This window comes from Methylomonas sp. (assembly GCF_023228165.1).
Lineage (GTDB): Bacteria > Pseudomonadota > Gammaproteobacteria > Methylococcales > Methylomonadaceae > Methylomonas.
The window spans coordinates 41,507-56,982 of sequence record NZ_JALOBS010000003.1 but is presented as its reverse complement, the minus strand read 5'-3'; the positions used below and the strand labels follow the sequence as shown (position 1 = coordinate 56,982).

17 protein-coding genes are annotated in these 15,476 nt (G+C 50.4%); 10 read left to right on the top strand and 7 right to left on the bottom strand.

The genetic code is table 11. From position 1 onward, the window contains the following. Positions 1–157: 157 nt before the first annotated feature. The 8 genes from M0R33_RS02965 to M0R33_RS02930 all read left to right on the top strand — a co-directional run bounded on the left by M0R33_RS02965 (position 158) and on the right by M0R33_RS02930 (position 5,300). Positions 158–310, top strand: a complete 153-nt coding sequence (locus M0R33_RS02965) for a hypothetical protein (RefSeq protein WP_292564822.1) — start codon at positions 158–160, stop codon at positions 308–310. 182 nt (positions 311–492) lie between these two features. Further along, positions 493–813, top strand: a complete 321-nt coding sequence (locus tag M0R33_RS02960) for a phosphoribosyl-ATP diphosphatase (RefSeq protein WP_292564819.1) — start codon at positions 493–495, stop codon at positions 811–813. Positions 814–846: 33 nt separating this feature from the next. Then, positions 847–1,071, top strand: coding sequence for a twin-arginine translocase TatA/TatE family subunit (gene tatA, locus M0R33_RS02955; RefSeq protein ID WP_292564816.1), 225 nt, complete (start codon positions 847–849; stop codon positions 1,069–1,071). Positions 1,072–1,077: 6 nt separating this feature from the next. Continuing rightward, entirely contained in the window at positions 1,078–1,392 is a 315-nt protein-coding gene (gene tatB / locus M0R33_RS02950; protein WP_292564814.1) for a Sec-independent protein translocase protein TatB, read from the top strand. Beyond that, complete coding sequence (gene tatC, locus M0R33_RS02945) at positions 1,376–2,119, top strand: twin-arginine translocase subunit TatC (RefSeq protein WP_292564811.1); 744 nt, start codon at positions 1,376–1,378, stop codon at positions 2,117–2,119. The genes tatB and tatC overlap by 17 nt, the downstream gene beginning before the upstream one ends. A 3-nt stretch (positions 2,120–2,122) precedes the next feature. Continuing rightward, positions 2,123–2,800: a YggS family pyridoxal phosphate-dependent enzyme gene (locus tag M0R33_RS02940; protein ID WP_292564808.1), complete on the top strand. Its 678-nt coding sequence runs from the start codon at positions 2,123–2,125 to the stop codon at positions 2,798–2,800. 98 nt (positions 2,801–2,898) lie between these two features. Further along, the gene (argS, locus tag M0R33_RS02935) at positions 2,899–4,659 is read left to right on the top strand and encodes an arginine--tRNA ligase (protein ID WP_292564805.1); all 1,761 of its coding nucleotides are present in this window, start codon (positions 2,899–2,901) and stop codon (positions 4,657–4,659) included. After that, positions 4,659–5,300, top strand: a complete 642-nt coding sequence (locus M0R33_RS02930; protein WP_292564803.1) for an SPOR domain-containing protein — start codon at positions 4,659–4,661, stop codon at positions 5,298–5,300. The genes argS and M0R33_RS02930 overlap by 1 nt, the downstream gene beginning before the upstream one ends. 25 nt (positions 5,301–5,325) lie before the next feature. On the opposite strand, the gene M0R33_RS02925 is transcribed toward M0R33_RS02930, so the two are convergent. The 7 genes from M0R33_RS02925 to trpE all read right to left on the bottom strand — a co-directional run bounded on the left by M0R33_RS02925 (position 5,326) and on the right by trpE (position 13,855). Continuing rightward, a complete protein-coding gene (locus M0R33_RS02925; RefSeq protein WP_292564800.1) occupies positions 5,326–7,224 on the bottom strand; it encodes an ATP-binding protein in 1,899 nt (632 codons plus the stop codon). Continuing rightward, a complete protein-coding gene (locus M0R33_RS02920; protein ID WP_292564798.1) occupies positions 7,221–7,739 on the bottom strand; it encodes a YfiR family protein in 519 nt (172 codons plus the stop codon). Before M0R33_RS02920 ends, M0R33_RS02925 begins: the two co-directional genes overlap by 4 nt. Positions 7,740–7,748: 9 nt before the next feature. Then, positions 7,749–9,743: a TonB-dependent receptor gene (locus tag M0R33_RS02915; RefSeq protein ID WP_292564796.1), complete on the bottom strand. Its 1,995-nt coding sequence runs from the start codon at positions 9,741–9,743 to the stop codon at positions 7,749–7,751. Between the two features lie 162 nt (positions 9,744–9,905). Then, the gene (locus M0R33_RS02910) at positions 9,906–11,141 is read right to left on the bottom strand and encodes a TIGR03862 family flavoprotein (RefSeq protein ID WP_292564793.1); all 1,236 of its coding nucleotides are present in this window, start codon (positions 11,139–11,141) and stop codon (positions 9,906–9,908) included. A gap of 89 nt (positions 11,142–11,230) precedes the next feature. After that, positions 11,231–11,680, bottom strand: a complete 450-nt coding sequence (locus M0R33_RS02905) for a nucleoside deaminase (RefSeq protein ID WP_292564790.1) — start codon at positions 11,678–11,680, stop codon at positions 11,231–11,233. 103 nt (positions 11,681–11,783) lie between these two features. Then, positions 11,784–12,374: an aminodeoxychorismate/anthranilate synthase component II gene (locus tag M0R33_RS02900; RefSeq protein WP_292564787.1), complete on the bottom strand. Its 591-nt coding sequence runs from the start codon at positions 12,372–12,374 to the stop codon at positions 11,784–11,786. Continuing rightward, positions 12,371–13,855 carry an anthranilate synthase component I gene (trpE, locus tag M0R33_RS02895; RefSeq protein ID WP_292564784.1) on the bottom strand — a complete coding sequence of 495 codons (1,485 nt, stop codon included), beginning with the start codon at positions 13,853–13,855 and terminating at the stop codon, positions 12,371–12,373. Before trpE ends, M0R33_RS02900 begins: the two co-directional genes overlap by 4 nt. Before the next feature lie 151 nt (positions 13,856–14,006). Between trpE and M0R33_RS02890 the strand changes: the two genes are divergently transcribed. Continuing rightward, complete coding sequence (locus M0R33_RS02890; RefSeq protein WP_292564781.1) at positions 14,007–14,888, top strand: fumarylacetoacetate hydrolase family protein; 882 nt, start codon at positions 14,007–14,009, stop codon at positions 14,886–14,888. A 74-nt stretch (positions 14,889–14,962) separates the two neighbouring features. Beyond that, positions 14,963–15,472 (top strand): hypothetical protein, encoded by a 510-nt coding sequence (locus M0R33_RS02885; RefSeq protein ID WP_292564778.1) that lies wholly within the window; start codon positions 14,963–14,965, stop codon positions 15,470–15,472. Positions 15,473–15,476: the final 4 nt, after the last annotated feature.

Genomic DNA, 15,476 nt, shown 5'->3' with positions numbered 1-15,476 from the left:
ATTTGACATTTTTATTGTTTCTTAGATGTATACAATTTATTTTATAAACGCCTAATTGTAAACATTTTTTTATACTGTATAGTACGCAGCAACTGATGAGCAAAGCAAAACGGCTTTGTCAAGACACACTTTAATTTTTAAGAGGAACTAAAACTAAATGAACAACTTAAGCAAAGATATCCTGATTGGTTCTCTGTTTATTTCAGGTCTTTTGAGCTTTTTCTCCGGTTTATTTGTTATATCAACCGTATTTTTTGCAACTAGCGCCATTTTTAGCAATATGGTCAATAAGGCACATATCAACGGTTAATCTCTACAGAATTTGTAACTACCTCCTGGTGTTGTAATTCAAGCGGAACCTCCTCATAGCACTCTGCTTGGTTTTTTACCTCTCTTTGCGCAAGCATTGAGAGGTTTTTTTTTGCCTGTCATTTAGGCGTTGCTACGCAACGTGCTATGATTTTTGAGCTATAGATTCAAGAGTATCAATTTATGAATGATGTTTTACAACAGTTGGCCGAAGTTTTGGAACAACGTAAACAACAGTCCGCGGATCAATCCTATGTGGCCAGTTTGTACGCCAAGGGTTTGGATCATATCCTAAAAAAAATCGGCGAAGAAGCCACGGAGACTGTGATTGCGGCAAAAGACGGTGATAAAGAGAAAATAATTTATGAAACAGCCGATTTGTGGTTTCACTGTATGGTGATGCTGGCGGATCAAGGTTTGGGACCCGAACTGGTCATCAACGAATTGCAACGGCGTTTTGGTTTATCCGGTTTAGAGGAAAAGGCGCAACGCCGTTCTTCATAATTTAACAATATATACAAAAGCAAGGGGTAGGATATGGGTATTAGCATGACTCAATTGTTAATCATACTGGTTATCGTCATCTTAGTATTTGGTACCAAACGCCTGAAAAACGTTGGTGGCGATTTGGGGGATGCCATTAAAGGATTTCGTAGTGCCATGAAAGAGGGTGGCGAAGATAAGAAGACATTGGCGGAAACAGACGAAGAAGCCCTGGAAGGGGAAATAACCGAAAAACAAACTGAAAAAGATCAGGCATAAGCCGCCATGTTTGATGTCGGTTTTTCGGAAATAGTCATGGTCGGCTTGATCGCCCTGTTGGTGATAGGCCCGGAACGCTTGCCAAAAGCGGCGCGCATAGCGGGGTATTGGCTGGGCAAGACTCGCAGCACTATCGCCAACGTCAAGGCGGAAATTAAACAGGAACTGCATGCCGAGGAAATGCGGCAACTTCTGAATCAGCAGGAGTCCATTGCTGATGAGTTACAGCAAATCGCCAGCGAAACTGAAACAGCAGTGGACGATATCAACAATATAAAAATCGGCGACGAAACCAGTCCAAACCATGACCAATCAGCCTGAGCAAATGGGCGAGCAGCCTTTTATCAGCCATTTGATCGAATTACGCGACCGGTTGTTGCGGGTGGTGTTATGCGTATTATTGGTATTTATCGGCACTGCATTGTATGCCAATGAGATCTATCAATATGTGGCGGAGCCCTTGCTGAAACATATGCCGAAAAACAGCACCATGATCGCCATCGATGTAGCCTCGCCGTTTTTCACGCCCATCAAATTGGCTTTTGTGGTGGCCGTGTTCGCTAGCGTGCCTTATATTTTGTTTCAATTTTGGGGTTTTATCGCGCCGGGTTTATATCGCCACGAAAAATTGATGGCATTGCCGTTATTATTGGCAAGCACGCTGTTATTTTATGCGGGGGCGGCGTTTGCTTATTTTGTGGTATTTCCATTGGTGTTTGGTTATTTAACATCCGCGGCTCCGGTTGGGGTGGCGGTGATGACGGATATCGCCACCTATCTGGATTTTATTTTGGCGTTATTTTTTGCCTTCGGCGTGTCATTTGAAATACCGATTTTCACTATCGTGTTGGTTTGGGCCGGTATTACAACGCCGGAAAGCCTGGCCGAAAAACGCCCCTATGTGATAGTGGGCGTGTTTGTGGTTGCCATGTTTCTGACTCCCCCGGATGCGCTGTCGCAAACGCTATTGGCCGTGCCGATGTGGTTGCTGTTTGAATCTGGTTTACTGTTTTCCCGTTTTTTTGTCGGAAAACGGCGGGAACGGTAAGTGATGGAAAATATCTCGGATCGTTTTCAACAGGTAGGCAGCCAAATACGCCATGCCGTCGGTATCGCCGGGCGGCCGCGCGGCTGCGTGCAATTACTGGCTGTTAGCAAAACCAAACCGGCCTCGGATATTGCAATCTTGTATCGGTTGGGGCAGCGGCATTTTGCGGAAAACTATTTACAGGAAGCCCTGCAGAAGCAACAACAATTGGCGGCCTTTAATATAACCTGGCATTTCATCGGGCCTATTCAATCCAACAAAACCAAACTCATAGCCTGTCATTTTGATTGGGTTCATAGTGTGGATAGGTTAAAGGTTGCCCAGCGTCTTAGCGAACAAAGGCCTGAGCATCTGCCACCGTTGAATATTTGTCTGCAGGTCAATATCAGTGAAGAAACCAGTAAATCGGGCGTTAGTCTTGCCGAGCTTCCGGGCTTGGTCGAAGCGGCGAGCAGCTTGCCTCGCTTGCGCTTACGTGGCGTGATGGCGATACCGGAACCGGAAACCAATTACCCTAAGCAGCGCCAGCCTTACCGGCGGTTATATCAAGCCGTGCAACAGCTTAACAGACCCGAGCTGGATAGTTTTTCCTTTGGTATGAGTGGCGATTTAAAAGCCGCCATCATGGAAGGCGCCACCATGGTCAGGATAGGCACCGCCTTGTTCGGAGAGCGGTATTAAAATACCGGTTTGGCTTGGCCCCTGGCCGGTCTGGTAGCTATTAAGGGGTTTTTGATAGATAATAATGAGCATTTTTTAGCCACTTTTTTACCCAAATAATGAAACATAAGCTCGAATACCTCTTGCAACAAGCTGTGGCAGCCCTGAAAACGCAAGGTGTTCTTGATGGAGAACTGGTCGCGCCAATCAATTTGGAGCGCGCCCGCGATAGTCAACATGGCGATTTTGCGACCAATTTAGCCATGCTGTTGGCCAAGCCGGCCAAAACCAACCCTCGCCAATTGGCGGAAAAAATCATAGCTGAAATTCCTGCTGACAAGCTGATCAGCAAAATTGAAATTGCCGGGCCGGGCTTCATCAATTTTTTCATCAATCCCGATAGCCAGTTTCAAATTGTCAAACAAATCCACGCTGCGGGACCTGAGTTTGGCTTGAGTACCATCGGCGCCGGTAAAAAGGTACAAGTGGAATTTGTCTCCGCCAACCCAACCGGTCCGCTACACGTCGGGCACGGTCGCGGTGCGGCTTACGGTTCGGCCGTTGCCGACCTGTTGCAAGCGGTGGGTTTTGAAGTAGAGCGTGAGTATTATGTCAACGATGCCGGTCGGCAGATGGATATTCTGGCCACCAGTGTCTGGCTGCGGTATCTGGAAGAATGCGGCGAAGTATTGCCTTTTCCCTGCAATGGTTATCGAGGCGAATATGTACGGGAAATTGCCTTTAACCTGCACAAAAAATCCGGAAACGAATATCGCCGCCCAGTTGAGCTGGTATTGGAAGATATACCCGCCGATGAACATCAAGGCGGCGATAAGGAAAAACATATCGATGCCTTGATCGAACGGGCCAAAACCTTGTTGGGTCCGGCACAATATCAAGACGTATTTAGGGCCGGTCTGGACGATATTTTGGCGGACATCAAAGACGACTTACAGGCGTTCGGCGTTAGTTATCAACACTGGTTCTCCGAACGTTTGTTGATGGACAATGGCTCCATCCAACAAGCATTGCAACGCCTCGATGCGGCAGGGTATTTGTATAAACAGGACGGCGCCACTTGGTTTGCTTCCAGCCGCTTGGGCGATGAAAAAGATCGGGTAGTGATTCGGGACAATGGGCAAAGCACTTATTTTGCTTCCGATATTGCTTATCACATGAACAAGCTGGATCGCGGCTTCGATCAAATCGTCAATATCTGGGGTGCCGATCATCACGGCTATATCCCGCGGGTTAAAGCAGCCATGCAGGCGTTGGGTGCCGACGAATCCAAGTTGAAAGTTTTATTGGTGCAGTTCGCCGTGTTGTATCGCGGTACAGAAAAAGTGCAGATGTCCACCCGTTCCGGAGAATTCGTCACATTGCGCCAATTGCGCAGCGAAGTGGGCCGGGATGCCTGCCGGTTTTTTTATGTAATGCGAAAATCCGAGCAACATATGGATTTCGATTTGAAACTGGCGACGTCCAGAAGCAACGAAAACCCGGTTTATTACGTGCAATACGCTCATGCCAGGGTGTGTAGCGTGTTGCGCCAATTGGACGAAAAAGGCCGCGAACGTAATCTGCATTTGGGCATGGAACATTTGAATTTGCTGACTGAAGATCAGGAAACGGCTTTGCTGACCACCTTATCCAAATATTCCGAGGTGTTGGAAAGAGCCGCTGTACAATATGAACCGCACCAATTGATCCACTACCTGCGGGAGTTGGCCAACCAGTTTCACTCCTATTACAACGCCCATCAATTCCTGGTGGATGATGACAAGCTTTGTAACGCGCGCCTGAATTTGATTTGCGCAATCAAACAAGTATTGGCCAACGCTCTGAACCTACTGAAAATCCACACTCCAGAATCGATGTAATGGCCAGAGACTATAAACACCGTGTGCAGAATCCCAGTTACGGCTCTAGCCGTACACGGAACAAAAAGCCGCCATCGATGTGGTGGCGCTGGCTATTAGTGGCCGCGTTGATTGTGGCATTTGTGGTGTTTTTGAATATGGTGCGCAGCATGGTAGCCGAGCTGATAGCCGGTAAACCGGAAGCCGAAGTCAGCCAGCCCGAGGCAGCGGTCATTAAGCAGGAAATTCAGGTACAGCCAAAAAATTCGCCGATTGTAGCGCCAGAAAAGCCGATCGAGCCGGAGCCGGTGCAACCGGAGGAACCTCGCTATGATTTTTATACCATCTTGCCCCAGGCGGAAACGGTGGTGCCGGATTACGAAATTCAAACCCGGGTGCGGGAAGAGCTGGTAGGTAAAACCAAACTGGCAAAATACGTTATGCAGGCGGGATCATTTCGTGAAGCCGCGGATGCCGAGCGGCATAAAGCCAGGCTGGCGTTACTGGGTATCGAATCTTGGGTGGAGAAAGCCAAGGTCGGCAGTGTGATTTGGCATCGGGTCAAGATTGGCCCTTACGATAACCCGTCCAGCGTGTCCACCATCAAAGCCCTGCTACAAAAAAACGGCATAGGTGTGATTGTCACCGAACAAGGCAAATAGCCTGTGGGGATTTTTTGCAAAACTCCTACAAGGACCGGTTGGGTTTGACCCATTTTGACAATATTTGATAAAGCGTCAGCGGCAGGATGGGTTTACTGATGTAGTCCACCATGCCGGCCTGCAGACATTTTTGCCGGTCTTCCTGCATGGCGTTGGCGGTCATCGCTATCACCGGTAGATTTTTGAGAGCGACAATATCCTTCAAGCGGCGGGTCGCTTGGTAGCCATCCATCACCGGCATTTGTACGTCCATTAATATGCCGTCGTAGTTGTTTAATTCCAGTTTGCCCAGGGCTTCCGCACCGTGTTCCGCTAAATCCACGCTGATCCCCATTTTTTCCAATATTTCCTTGGCTACGATACGGTTTATTTCATTGTCCTCAACCAGCAGAATTCGCGTACCCCGCAGCTTTTGAAACGCCGCGTTGTCCAAAGGATCTGCCTGATTTCGAGTGGGAATCGGCATTTCAGTTACCCCCAATAGCACCGTAAAAATAAAACTCGAACCTTTGCCTTGTTGGCTGTTAAGACGGATAGCGCCACCCATTTGTTCGACCAGTTGTTTGGAAATCACCAAACCTAATCCTGTTCCACCATAACTGCGGGTGACACTGTTGTCGGCTTGCGAAAAAGCTTGAAATAAATGCCTTTGTTGCGTCGGGCTGATGCCGATACCGGTATCGCTAACACAAAATTCTAAACAAACTTGTTCGCTATCGCGGCTTAATTCGGTGACCGTGATATGAATTTCACCTTGATCGGTAAATTTGATGGCATTACCGATCAGGTTGATTAAAACCTGCCGCAAACGTTGCGGATCGCCTATCACGGCATGGTATTGGCCGGCGTGTGAATAATTAAGAGCCAGACCTTTACGGGTGGCTAATTGAGTCATAGTGGCAAAAACTTGATCGAGCATCTCCTCCAGCAAAAAGGGAATATGTTCCAAGTGCATTTTGCCGGCTTCCATTTTGGAAAAATCCAGAATGTCGTCGATTATGCTCATCAATGAACGGGAAGCCGTTTCGACGCGCTGCAAATATTCCCGTTGTTTGGCCGTCAATTGGCTGTTCAGACATAATTCAACCAGGCCTACAATGGCATTCATCGGCGTGCGAATTTCGTGGCTCATATTGGCTAAAAAGGCACTTTTGGCCTGGTTGGCGGATTCGGCTTCCAACTTGGCCATTTCAAGTTCCTGGGTACGGTTTAGTACTTCTTGTTCCAGGTCTGCTTCATTTCGCTGTATTTGTGCCAACATGCTGTTAAAAGCATCCGACAGATCGTTGATTTCATCGTTTCCGGTGTAGTTGGATCGGAGGCTATAATCGTTATGCTCGGCAATCCAGCGTGCAGTATCGGCCAGGACCAGAATGGGTCGTAATAAAGACCGCTGCAACCGAAATACAAACAGTCCCGAAATGCCGACAGCGATAAAGACGATGCTGGCATTGACGGCGGTATTGCGCAGCAAGGCCAAGTAAGGGCGGTTTAAGTCCGCCGTTAGCGTAATTTGCCCGACCAGATTTTCATTATTGTGAAAAATCAGCCGGTTGATTTGCCTGGTTTTAGGGATGAAATCCGGCCAGAAACCTTGCCAGTTTGAAGCGGGTCTTGAATAGCCGACAAATACCGCATTTGTGCGGGTTTGAATTACCGCATCAATGATGTCAGGATCGTGGTTCAAGGCACCGAGGATTTCCTTGGCGGTCTTTTCGTCATCGAATAACAGCGCCACGCTGCAATTTTGCCCCAAGATGTCGGCGGTTAGCGTCAGTTTTTTGCCGATGCTGTCCTGTAACGCATTGTATTCGCGAATTGAAAGGGTCAGAGTCGCCACCAGCAATGTCAACGCGGCCATGATCAGTAGGATCTTGGCCAGCTTACGGGTGATGGATATGCGGGTTGGATTACAGGTCTTCATTCTAGTATTTCCGCCATGCGCAACAGTTTTGAACTCAGTTTTAAGCCGGCCAGTTTTACGGCAGTTAAATTCACCACCAGTTTTAACTTGTTATCGCGCAGGGTAAATTGAATCATGCCGCCTTTTTCGGCAAACTCCTCCGCATCGCTGACTAATAACACGTGATATTTTCGGGCTTGCTCAAGAACCGGTTTGGAAAGCGCGTTCAATTCACTAAAAAATACAATCTGGCATTCCTCAATAGCGATAGGGGTTCCCAATTTGACGCGCACGGCTTTATTATCTATCTGTTGACCGTTCAAGATGGGCAAATAGGCACGAATGGGGTTATTACCTTGCAGACATATGGTGACGGGAGTCGAATGGGGCCATTCCGCCAGTTCGGCAAAATGAAAAAGATAGGCGGTTTTTAATTGGTATTCGCGACTTATGGGCTGGCCGTCATTGGCATAGCCGTAGACGCTCAGGCAAACACCCAAGCAGAAAAGCAAAGACTTGAGAAAAACTTTAAGCACCCGGTTGTCTCAAAATCGCCAGGATACTTGCGCCAGATAACCTCGCTGAATTTGACTGGCGACTGGAATATACAAAATGTCGCTAAATTCCGGATGCTGGTTGTCGAGTAAATTTTGGCCGCTGAATGACAATTCCAAGTCTTTATGCGGGTGCCAACCCAAGCGGACGTCCATGGTGAAATAAGCCGGAATATTGCTGACCGTATCCACCGTGATTTTGTCCACATAACGGCCCCACAGATCCAGCTCGATTTCATTGGTTAGATTGAATAGCGAACGCAACGATAAAGTCTGTTGCGGATTGGAATGAGGTTCGGTTTGTGGGTCGCGGAACCAGGCAATATTCGGATCGTAATCGACATGAAACCGGTTGGCGCTATAGGACGCCTGCAGGCGCCAGTCGTGGTTTACCCGGTAATTTAAGGCTGTTTCCAGACCGTAGCTTTTGACTTGCCGATAATTACCCACCGTGGCTTCCAGTATCGAGCCGAAATTTGGATCGGTCCGCACGTTGCCGTCAAATTTAGTTCCTTGCATACGGTCGTAAATGTTGTAAAACAGGGCGGTATCGATATCCAGATTGTTGGCGATTTGCCAACGCCAGCCCAATTCGTAAGCCAACAGATTTTCGGTCAGCATTTGTGGATTCGCCGCGGCTTCGAAAAAAGTGCTGGAGCCGGGAATGGGTTTGAACAGCCGTATGCTGTGCTGTGCCCGGTTGGGCAATACCACGGCCCGGGAAATGGCGGCCCATAGACTGTGTTGTTTATTTGGCGTCCACATTAAACGGGCATTGGGTTCGGTTTCCCAGCCTGTAAAAGTAAAGTGCTCTATACGGTTTCCCAGCGTTAGGATCAAATCATCGCTTAAATCAATTTGATCTTGTAAAAACAGACCGATATTGTGTTGAGTAAACTGGTCGGGTTCAAATCCCAAGGTCAAGCTGTTGTTAAAGTTATCGTTGATTATTTGATAATTAAGCCCCCACATCAGATGGTGGCTGTCGTATTCCGGCAGGCTGTGGTGAAAATCCAAGACCAAATGAGAGCGGCTCATTTCATTCATGGCCAATTGCCAGTCGGTCTGGGTATACGACAGGTTCAAGTCGGAATAATGACCGCTATCGGTGTGATGCTTCCAGCTGCCTTGCAAACTGCCGGTGAAGCCGTCTCTGCCGAAATCATCCTGCCGCCATAGCGGCGGGGTGGGCGATGAAATGCCGATAAAGTAGCCATGCAGCCGGTACCGGGAAACATTACCTTCCACCATCAACTGATCGTGTTCGGTCAGTTGGCTGTCCAAACGAAAATTGCCATTCTGGGCATTGCCGTAATCATGGGTGTCCCGATTACCGGACAAGTCGGTGCTGGCATCGCGCTGAATGCCGTTGATGGTACCGCGCAGGAACGTTGAATCGTCCAGTTTCCCACCATAACGGATGCCGCCAAAACCCTGTTCTTCCGTGCCGCCTCCGCCATACAATAAACCGCCTTGGGTATCCTTGGCCGAGCGGGTGATGATGTTGATGGTGCCGTTCACTGCATTGGCGCCCCACAAACTGCCGCTGGGGCCGCGTAGCACTTCGATGCGCTCGATATCCTGCAGAGAAGGATTTTGCTGACCCCAATACACGCCGCTCACCAACGGATCGTAAATGCTGCGGCCATCTATCATCACCTGTAATTTATTGGCGTACAAATCATTGAAGCCTCGCGCGCTTACCGCCCAGTTCCAGGCATTAATTTTTGCCACATCCATGCCAGGCACCATGCGCAACACTTCCGGCAGACTGGTGACGCCGGCGCGGCGAATATCTTCGGAAGTAATCACAAATGCCGCCGCCGGGCTATCTTTCACCGATTGGGTTTGTCGGGATAGGCTGGAGACGTCCAGCTCTGTCAGCTCCTCCCAGCTTAAAGGCAACAAATCGCTGGCGGACTCAATATCGTTGCGTGAACTTTCAGCACACAGTGCCGGCACGGCAAAAGTATGCAGCAAAAGCATTAAGGTAGCTGTATAGCGTTTGGGCAATAACAACATAGCTAACTGTCGGAAAAGGCAATCTTATGGAAATGATAGTAACAAGGGTAGCAGAAGCCTATTTTTAAAGCACGTTCGCGACTGTTTTAAGCACAAATATCCCAAGTGTCGGTAACGGTATCGTGATTAATTTTGCTGCAACCAACGCAAAGCGCCCAACCCGGCTGTTCGACCGGTTGCCAGGCAGGCGGTCAGCAAATAACCGCCCGTGGGCGCTTCCCAGTCCAGCATTTCGCCGGCACAGAATGTTCCCGGTATCTGGTGTAGCATTAAATGCGAATCCAACGCCTTAAAGCCAACACCGCCCGCACTACTGATCGCTTCGGCTAACGGGCGGGTGGCTGACAGCGTTAGCGGCAACGCCTTTAAGGTGCCGGCCAGTTTTTGCAAATGCTGCAGCTGCGTTGCCGAGAGCACTTCGCGCAGCAAAGCCGATTTGGCGCCTTCCAAGTTTAAGCGCTTGCGCAGATGATTTGCCACGGAGGTCTTACCGCGCGGCATAGACAATCGGGCGCTAATGTTGCGAATATCTCTATCGGGACACAGGTCCAATAAGATGTTAGCTGAACCGGCCGCGACAATTTCACCCCGTAACAGCGCTGAACAGGCGTAAATCAGCCCACCTTCCAGGCCGTAGTCGGTCAGCATCAGCTCACCGGTTTGGCTGAATGTTGCTCCGTGGGCATTGGTAAAAGTTAAACGGACCGACTTTAATGGCTGGCCGGCGAATCGCTGCCGAAAATACTCGCTCCAAGCGATTTCAAAACCGCAATTGGCCGGTTTTAAAGGCACAACTTCTATATCGCGCTGCGCTAACAATGTTTGCCAGCTGCCGGTAGAACCCAGTTGCGGCCAGCTGCCGCCGCCCAAAGCCAGAACCGCAGCTTCCGTTTTGATCGACAATTCACCTGTATTATTCATAAAGCTCAATTCGCCGCCGCTAGACCAGCCCTGCCAGCGATGGCGCATATGAAAGCGTACGCCGGCCTCCCGCAGTCTATGCAGCCAGGCGCGTAACAAGGGCGCTGCTTTCATTTCGCAAGGAAAGACCCGACCGGAACTACCCACAAAGGTTTCTATGCCCAAATCTTTAACCCAGGCGCGCAGGGATTCGGGGTTAAAATCGCGCAAACTCGGTTCAAGGTCGCGGCGATGGCCTGCGTAACGGGTTAAAAATTGTTCGAAAGCCTCGGCGTGGGTGATATTCATGCCGCCCTTGCCGGCCATTAAAAATTTGCGCCCCGCCGACGGCATGGCATCATAGACGTCTACATTGGCGCCAGCCGTAACCAAAACTTCGGCTGCCATCAGCCCGGCCGGACCCGCGCCTATGATGGCCACGGATTTGTCTGAAATACTCATAGTATTGATAATAATATGGGATTAGGCCCCGGCGGAGTAAACCCAATTGGGTGTTTTACCTTGCGAGTTTGGTGTGGAGGACGGAATGATCAGTGATGGCATTCGCCTATGTCTTCAAACCAGATTTGCGGTGATGTTTCGATAAACCGTCGCATCAGTGCCGTGCATTTTTCATCGTGTAACTCGATGATATTGACGCCGGCTTCGCGCAACCAGTCCAGATGGCCTTCGAAGTTTGCCGATTCGCCCACCACCACGGTGCCGATGTTGAATTGCCGGATCAAACCAGAGCAATACCAGCAGGGCGCCAGTGTCGTTACCAGAATCTTGTCACGGTAATTAGTCTGACGGCCGGCCTTACGGAAGGCGTCGGTCTCACCATGCACCGAAGGATCGTCGTCTTGAACCCGTCGGTTACGGCCGCGGCCCAGCAAATTGCCGCCGGCATCGAACAAGGCCGCGCCAACGGGGACACCGCCTTCGTCGAAACCGGCTTGGGCTTCGGCGTAGGCTTCTTCAAGCATCTCTTCATAGTTCATTGGGGGTCTCCAAGGGAACGTATTGGTGCAGTCTTGTTACAGGAAATTGAGGATAGCCGGTTGAGTTATCCTTGATTGCATAGTGTTTCCTAAAGGTTACGGATTACCGCTGCAAAAAATTCCGCAACATGTCATGTCCATGTTCGGTCAAAATCGACTCCGGGTGGAATTGCACACCTTCGATGTCCAGGGTTTTATGCCGCACACCCATGATTTCGTCGATATTGCCGGCTTCGTCTTGGGTCCAGGCGGTGATTTCCAGGCAATCCGGCAAACTGGTTTGTTCTATCACCAGCGAATGGTAGCGGGTGGCGGTGAAAGGATTATTCAGGCCTTTGAAAACGCCGACGTCGTTGTGATAAACCTGCGAGACCTTGCCGTGCATGATCTGTTTGGCGTGGATGATGTTGCCGCCGAATGCGTAGCCTATGCTTTGATGGCCCAGGCAAACCCCCAATAGCGGGATTTTACCGGCGTAAGCGCGGATGGTTTCGACCGAGATGCCGGCTTCCTTGGGAGTGCAAGGGCCGGGAGAAATAACGATTTTATCCGGCTGCAGCGTGGCGATGTCTGCGACGCTGACTTCGTCATTGCGCACTACCGTGACATCGGCACCCAGTTCGCCGAAATATTGCACCAGGTTATAGGTAAACGAATCGTAATTATCGACCATTACCAGTTTAACGGCGCTCATGCTTTTCCTCCCAGGCCGGCTTCGGCCATGCTGACGGCGCGAAATACCGCTCTACCTTTATTCATAGTTTCGTCCCATTCGTTACGCGGCACGGAATCGTATACGATGCCGGCCCCGGCTTGAATGTGCAGGGTTTGATCTTTAATCACCGCAGTGCGAATCGCAATCGCGGTATCCAGATTGCCGGACCAGGAAATATAACCCACCGCACCGGAATAAATACCGCGCTTGACCGGCTCCAGTTCGTCGATAATTTCCATGGCACGAATCTTCGGTGCGCCGCTGACGGTACCGGCCGGGAAGGTTGCCGCCAGCACATCGAAGGCATTCTTGCCGTCCTGCAGCTGTCCGGTGACGTTGGAGACGATATGCATCACATGCGAATAACGCTCGATGATCATTTTATCGGTCAATTTGACGCTGCCGATTTTGGCCACCCGACCGGCATCGTTGCGGCCCAGGTCGATCAACATTAAATGTTCGGCGAGTTCCTTGGGGTCGGCCAGCAGTTCCCGTTCCAGTGCCTGATCCTGCTCGTGAGTGGCGCCGCGCGGGCGGGTGCCGGCAATGGGCCTGACCGTGACTTCGTCGTCCTCCAATCTGACCAGAATTTCCGGCGAGGATCCGACGATATGAAAATCTTGCAGATTTAAATAATACATGTACGGCGACGGGTTCAGACAGCGCAAAGCGCGATACAAGTCCAGCGGCGAAGCACTGAATGGAATGGACATGCGCTGCGACAGCACCACCTGCATGACGTCGCCGTCGGTGATGTATTGTTTGGCTTTGCGCACCGCGTCCTCATAGCCCTGTTGGGTAAAGCCGGAGACAAAGTCATTTTCGTGCACCTGCTTGACCGACGAAGGCGGCTGCGGATGCGCATGGGGTTCGCGCAGTTTTGCCACCAGCCTGTCCAGTCTGGCTGTGGCGTTATGGTAGGCATTGTCTTGCGCCGGGTCGGCGTGGGTCAGCAGCAGCATTTTGCCGGACAGGTTGTCGAATACCAGCAAGTCTTGCGAGACCATTAACAAGATATCCGGCGTGCCGATCGGATCCGGTTTGCCGGTCGGCTTTAAACGCGGCTCTATATAACCGATGGTTTCGTAGCCGAAATAGCCGACCAGCCCGCCGTTGAAACGCGGCAAGCCTTCGATATCGGGCACTTGGTATTGCTGACGGAATTCTTCTATCCATGCCAGCGGCTGGGCGTGTTCGAATCTCTGGGTATCCGAGCCGTCCTGTTCCAGCGAAATAGTATTGCCGCTGATTTTGACCCGGGTTTTACAAGGTAAACCGATGATGGAATAACGCCCCCACTGCTCGCCGCCGTGTACCGATTCGAATAAATATGAATAAGGGCCATCCGCCAATTTCAGATAGGCACTGAGCGGTGTGTCCAAGTCGGCCAGCACTTCGCGGCAGACTGGGATGCGGTTGTAGCCCTGCTGGGCGTAGTCGGTAAATTGCGCGGGTGTCATGCTGTTATGTTGGGGTAGCTGTCTAGGGAGCAGGCAAATCGCCAATTTGCTTTGAAAGCATCGGTTATAAACGTGGTTGGATTATATCTTTTTTCGTCAAATTCGGCTTCGTTATAAAATCCTTCCTTTGTACTATGAACAGGCAGGCATAATGAAACTGGTTACTTTGATGCATAACCGGCAAGCGCAAATCGGTGCCGTAGTGGACGACAGTGTGGTGATTGCTACCGGCCATATCAGGCATGCCGAAAATATGCTGGCATTTTTGGCTTCCGAGCGGGCCGGCATGGCAGCCATGCAGAATTTGATTGCGTCCGGCCAACATCGTCTTAATTTGGCGGATGTGCAACTATTGGCACCGGTTCCCAGGCCGGGTAAATTTTTGGGGATCGGTTTGAACTATGCCGATCATATTAGCGAAACCGGCCGGGACAAACCGGACTATCCGACCTTTTTTACCAAGCAGAGTACCTGTGTAATCGGCAATGGAGCCGCAATCCACTGCCCTAGCGTATCGGAAAAAGTCGATTACGAAGGTGAGCTGGGATTTGTGATCGGCACACGTTGCCGGCATGTGCCGACCGATAAAGCTCATGAAGTAATCGCCGGTTTTACTATTTGCAACGATGTCACTGTGCGTGATTGGCAGCAACACACGCCGACCTGGACCTTGGGTAAGTCATTCGATACCCACGGACCGATGGGACCCTGGCTGGTGACCGCCGATGAAATCGCCGATCCGCATAATTTGAGTTTAAAAACCTGGGTGGATGATGAATTGCGCCAAAATGCCAACACCGGCGAGATGCTGTTTAATTGCTACGAAATGATTGCCTATTTAACCCAAGCCATGACACTGGAGCCGGGCGATGTGATCAGTACCGGCACGCCGGCCGGGGTAGGGGTAAAAATGAAGCCGCGCGGCTATTTAAAACCCGGCCAGACCGTGCGGATTGAAATCGAAGGCATTGGTGAATTGCTGAATCCGGTGATTGCCGAACCGGAACATTTTTGCGTGATAGGCGCTCGTTAAGTCGAAATTAAGCAATGTTCGGTAAGTTATACTCAACCTAATATGAAGGGCAGTCTGTCTGCCAAGAGGTCATCATGAAAAGCTTATCCATCATTGCGATGCTCAGTATGTTGGTACTGACCGGCTGTTATCCCACCTATCATCGAGGTTATTCCGGTTACAGCAGCGGCTATGGCAGTGGGTACGGCGTGCAGAGTTATTCCGGCTATCCTGCGTCGGCGTATTATCAGCAAAGCACGGTTCCCAGCTATTCCTACCGATACAGTAGCCCACGGCATGACTATGGCCGTGGCACGCAACATTATAATTGGGATAGGGGGCAGAATCGGCACGACGCGAACAGGCATAGCCAAGATAGATGGCGGGCCGAGCGTAACCCGGTAGGGGCGCATCATCCCAGGGCTGCCGAGATGCAAAGTCGGGGAAGTTACAGCAATCGCGATGCCTTATCGCGAAACGTCCCGCATGCCAACAATTACGGACAAAGAAGCGGTGGCAGGGGCGAAGGTAGCAGCAATCGCGGCGGTAGTAGGCAAGCCGGCGGCTTTGACCGGCATCAAAGCCATGACGGAGGCCGGCGATGATACG

What these genes read in the sequence shown, in the direction of transcription:
- M0R33_RS02965 (WP_292564822.1), top strand. Translation starts at nt 158, where the DNA reads ATGAACAACTTAAGCAAAGATATCCTGATTGGTTCTCTGTTTATTTCA.
- M0R33_RS02890 (WP_292564781.1), top strand. Translation starts at nt 14,007, where the DNA reads ATGAAACTGGTTACTTTGATGCATAACCGGCAAGCGCAAATCGGTGCC.
- M0R33_RS02915 (WP_292564796.1), bottom strand. Translation starts at nt 9,743, where the DNA reads ATGCTTTTGCTGCATACTTTTGCCGTGCCGGCACTGTGTGCTGAAAGT.
- M0R33_RS02930 (WP_292564803.1), top strand. Translation starts at nt 4,659, where the DNA reads ATGGCCAGAGACTATAAACACCGTGTGCAGAATCCCAGTTACGGCTCT.
- argS (WP_292564805.1), top strand. Translation starts at nt 2,899, where the DNA reads ATGAAACATAAGCTCGAATACCTCTTGCAACAAGCTGTGGCAGCCCTG.
- tatC (WP_292564811.1), top strand. Translation starts at nt 1,376, where the DNA reads ATGACCAATCAGCCTGAGCAAATGGGCGAGCAGCCTTTTATCAGCCAT.
- tatA (WP_292564816.1), top strand. Translation starts at nt 847, where the DNA reads ATGGGTATTAGCATGACTCAATTGTTAATCATACTGGTTATCGTCATC.
- M0R33_RS02940 (WP_292564808.1), top strand. Translation starts at nt 2,123, where the DNA reads ATGGAAAATATCTCGGATCGTTTTCAACAGGTAGGCAGCCAAATACGC.
- M0R33_RS02910 (WP_292564793.1), bottom strand. Translation starts at nt 11,141, where the DNA reads ATGAGTATTTCAGACAAATCCGTGGCCATCATAGGCGCGGGTCCGGCC.
- M0R33_RS02960 (WP_292564819.1), top strand. Translation starts at nt 493, where the DNA reads ATGAATGATGTTTTACAACAGTTGGCCGAAGTTTTGGAACAACGTAAA.
- M0R33_RS02885 (WP_292564778.1), top strand. Translation starts at nt 14,963, where the DNA reads ATGAAAAGCTTATCCATCATTGCGATGCTCAGTATGTTGGTACTGACC.
- M0R33_RS02925 (WP_292564800.1), bottom strand. Translation starts at nt 7,224, where the DNA reads ATGAAGACCTGTAATCCAACCCGCATATCCATCACCCGTAAGCTGGCC.
- M0R33_RS02900 (WP_292564787.1), bottom strand. Translation starts at nt 12,374, where the DNA reads ATGAGCGCCGTTAAACTGGTAATGGTCGATAATTACGATTCGTTTACC.
- M0R33_RS02905 (WP_292564790.1), bottom strand. Translation starts at nt 11,680, where the DNA reads ATGAACTATGAAGAGATGCTTGAAGAAGCCTACGCCGAAGCCCAAGCC.
- tatB (WP_292564814.1), top strand. Translation starts at nt 1,078, where the DNA reads ATGTTTGATGTCGGTTTTTCGGAAATAGTCATGGTCGGCTTGATCGCC.
- trpE (WP_292564784.1), bottom strand. Translation starts at nt 13,855, where the DNA reads ATGACACCCGCGCAATTTACCGACTACGCCCAGCAGGGCTACAACCGC.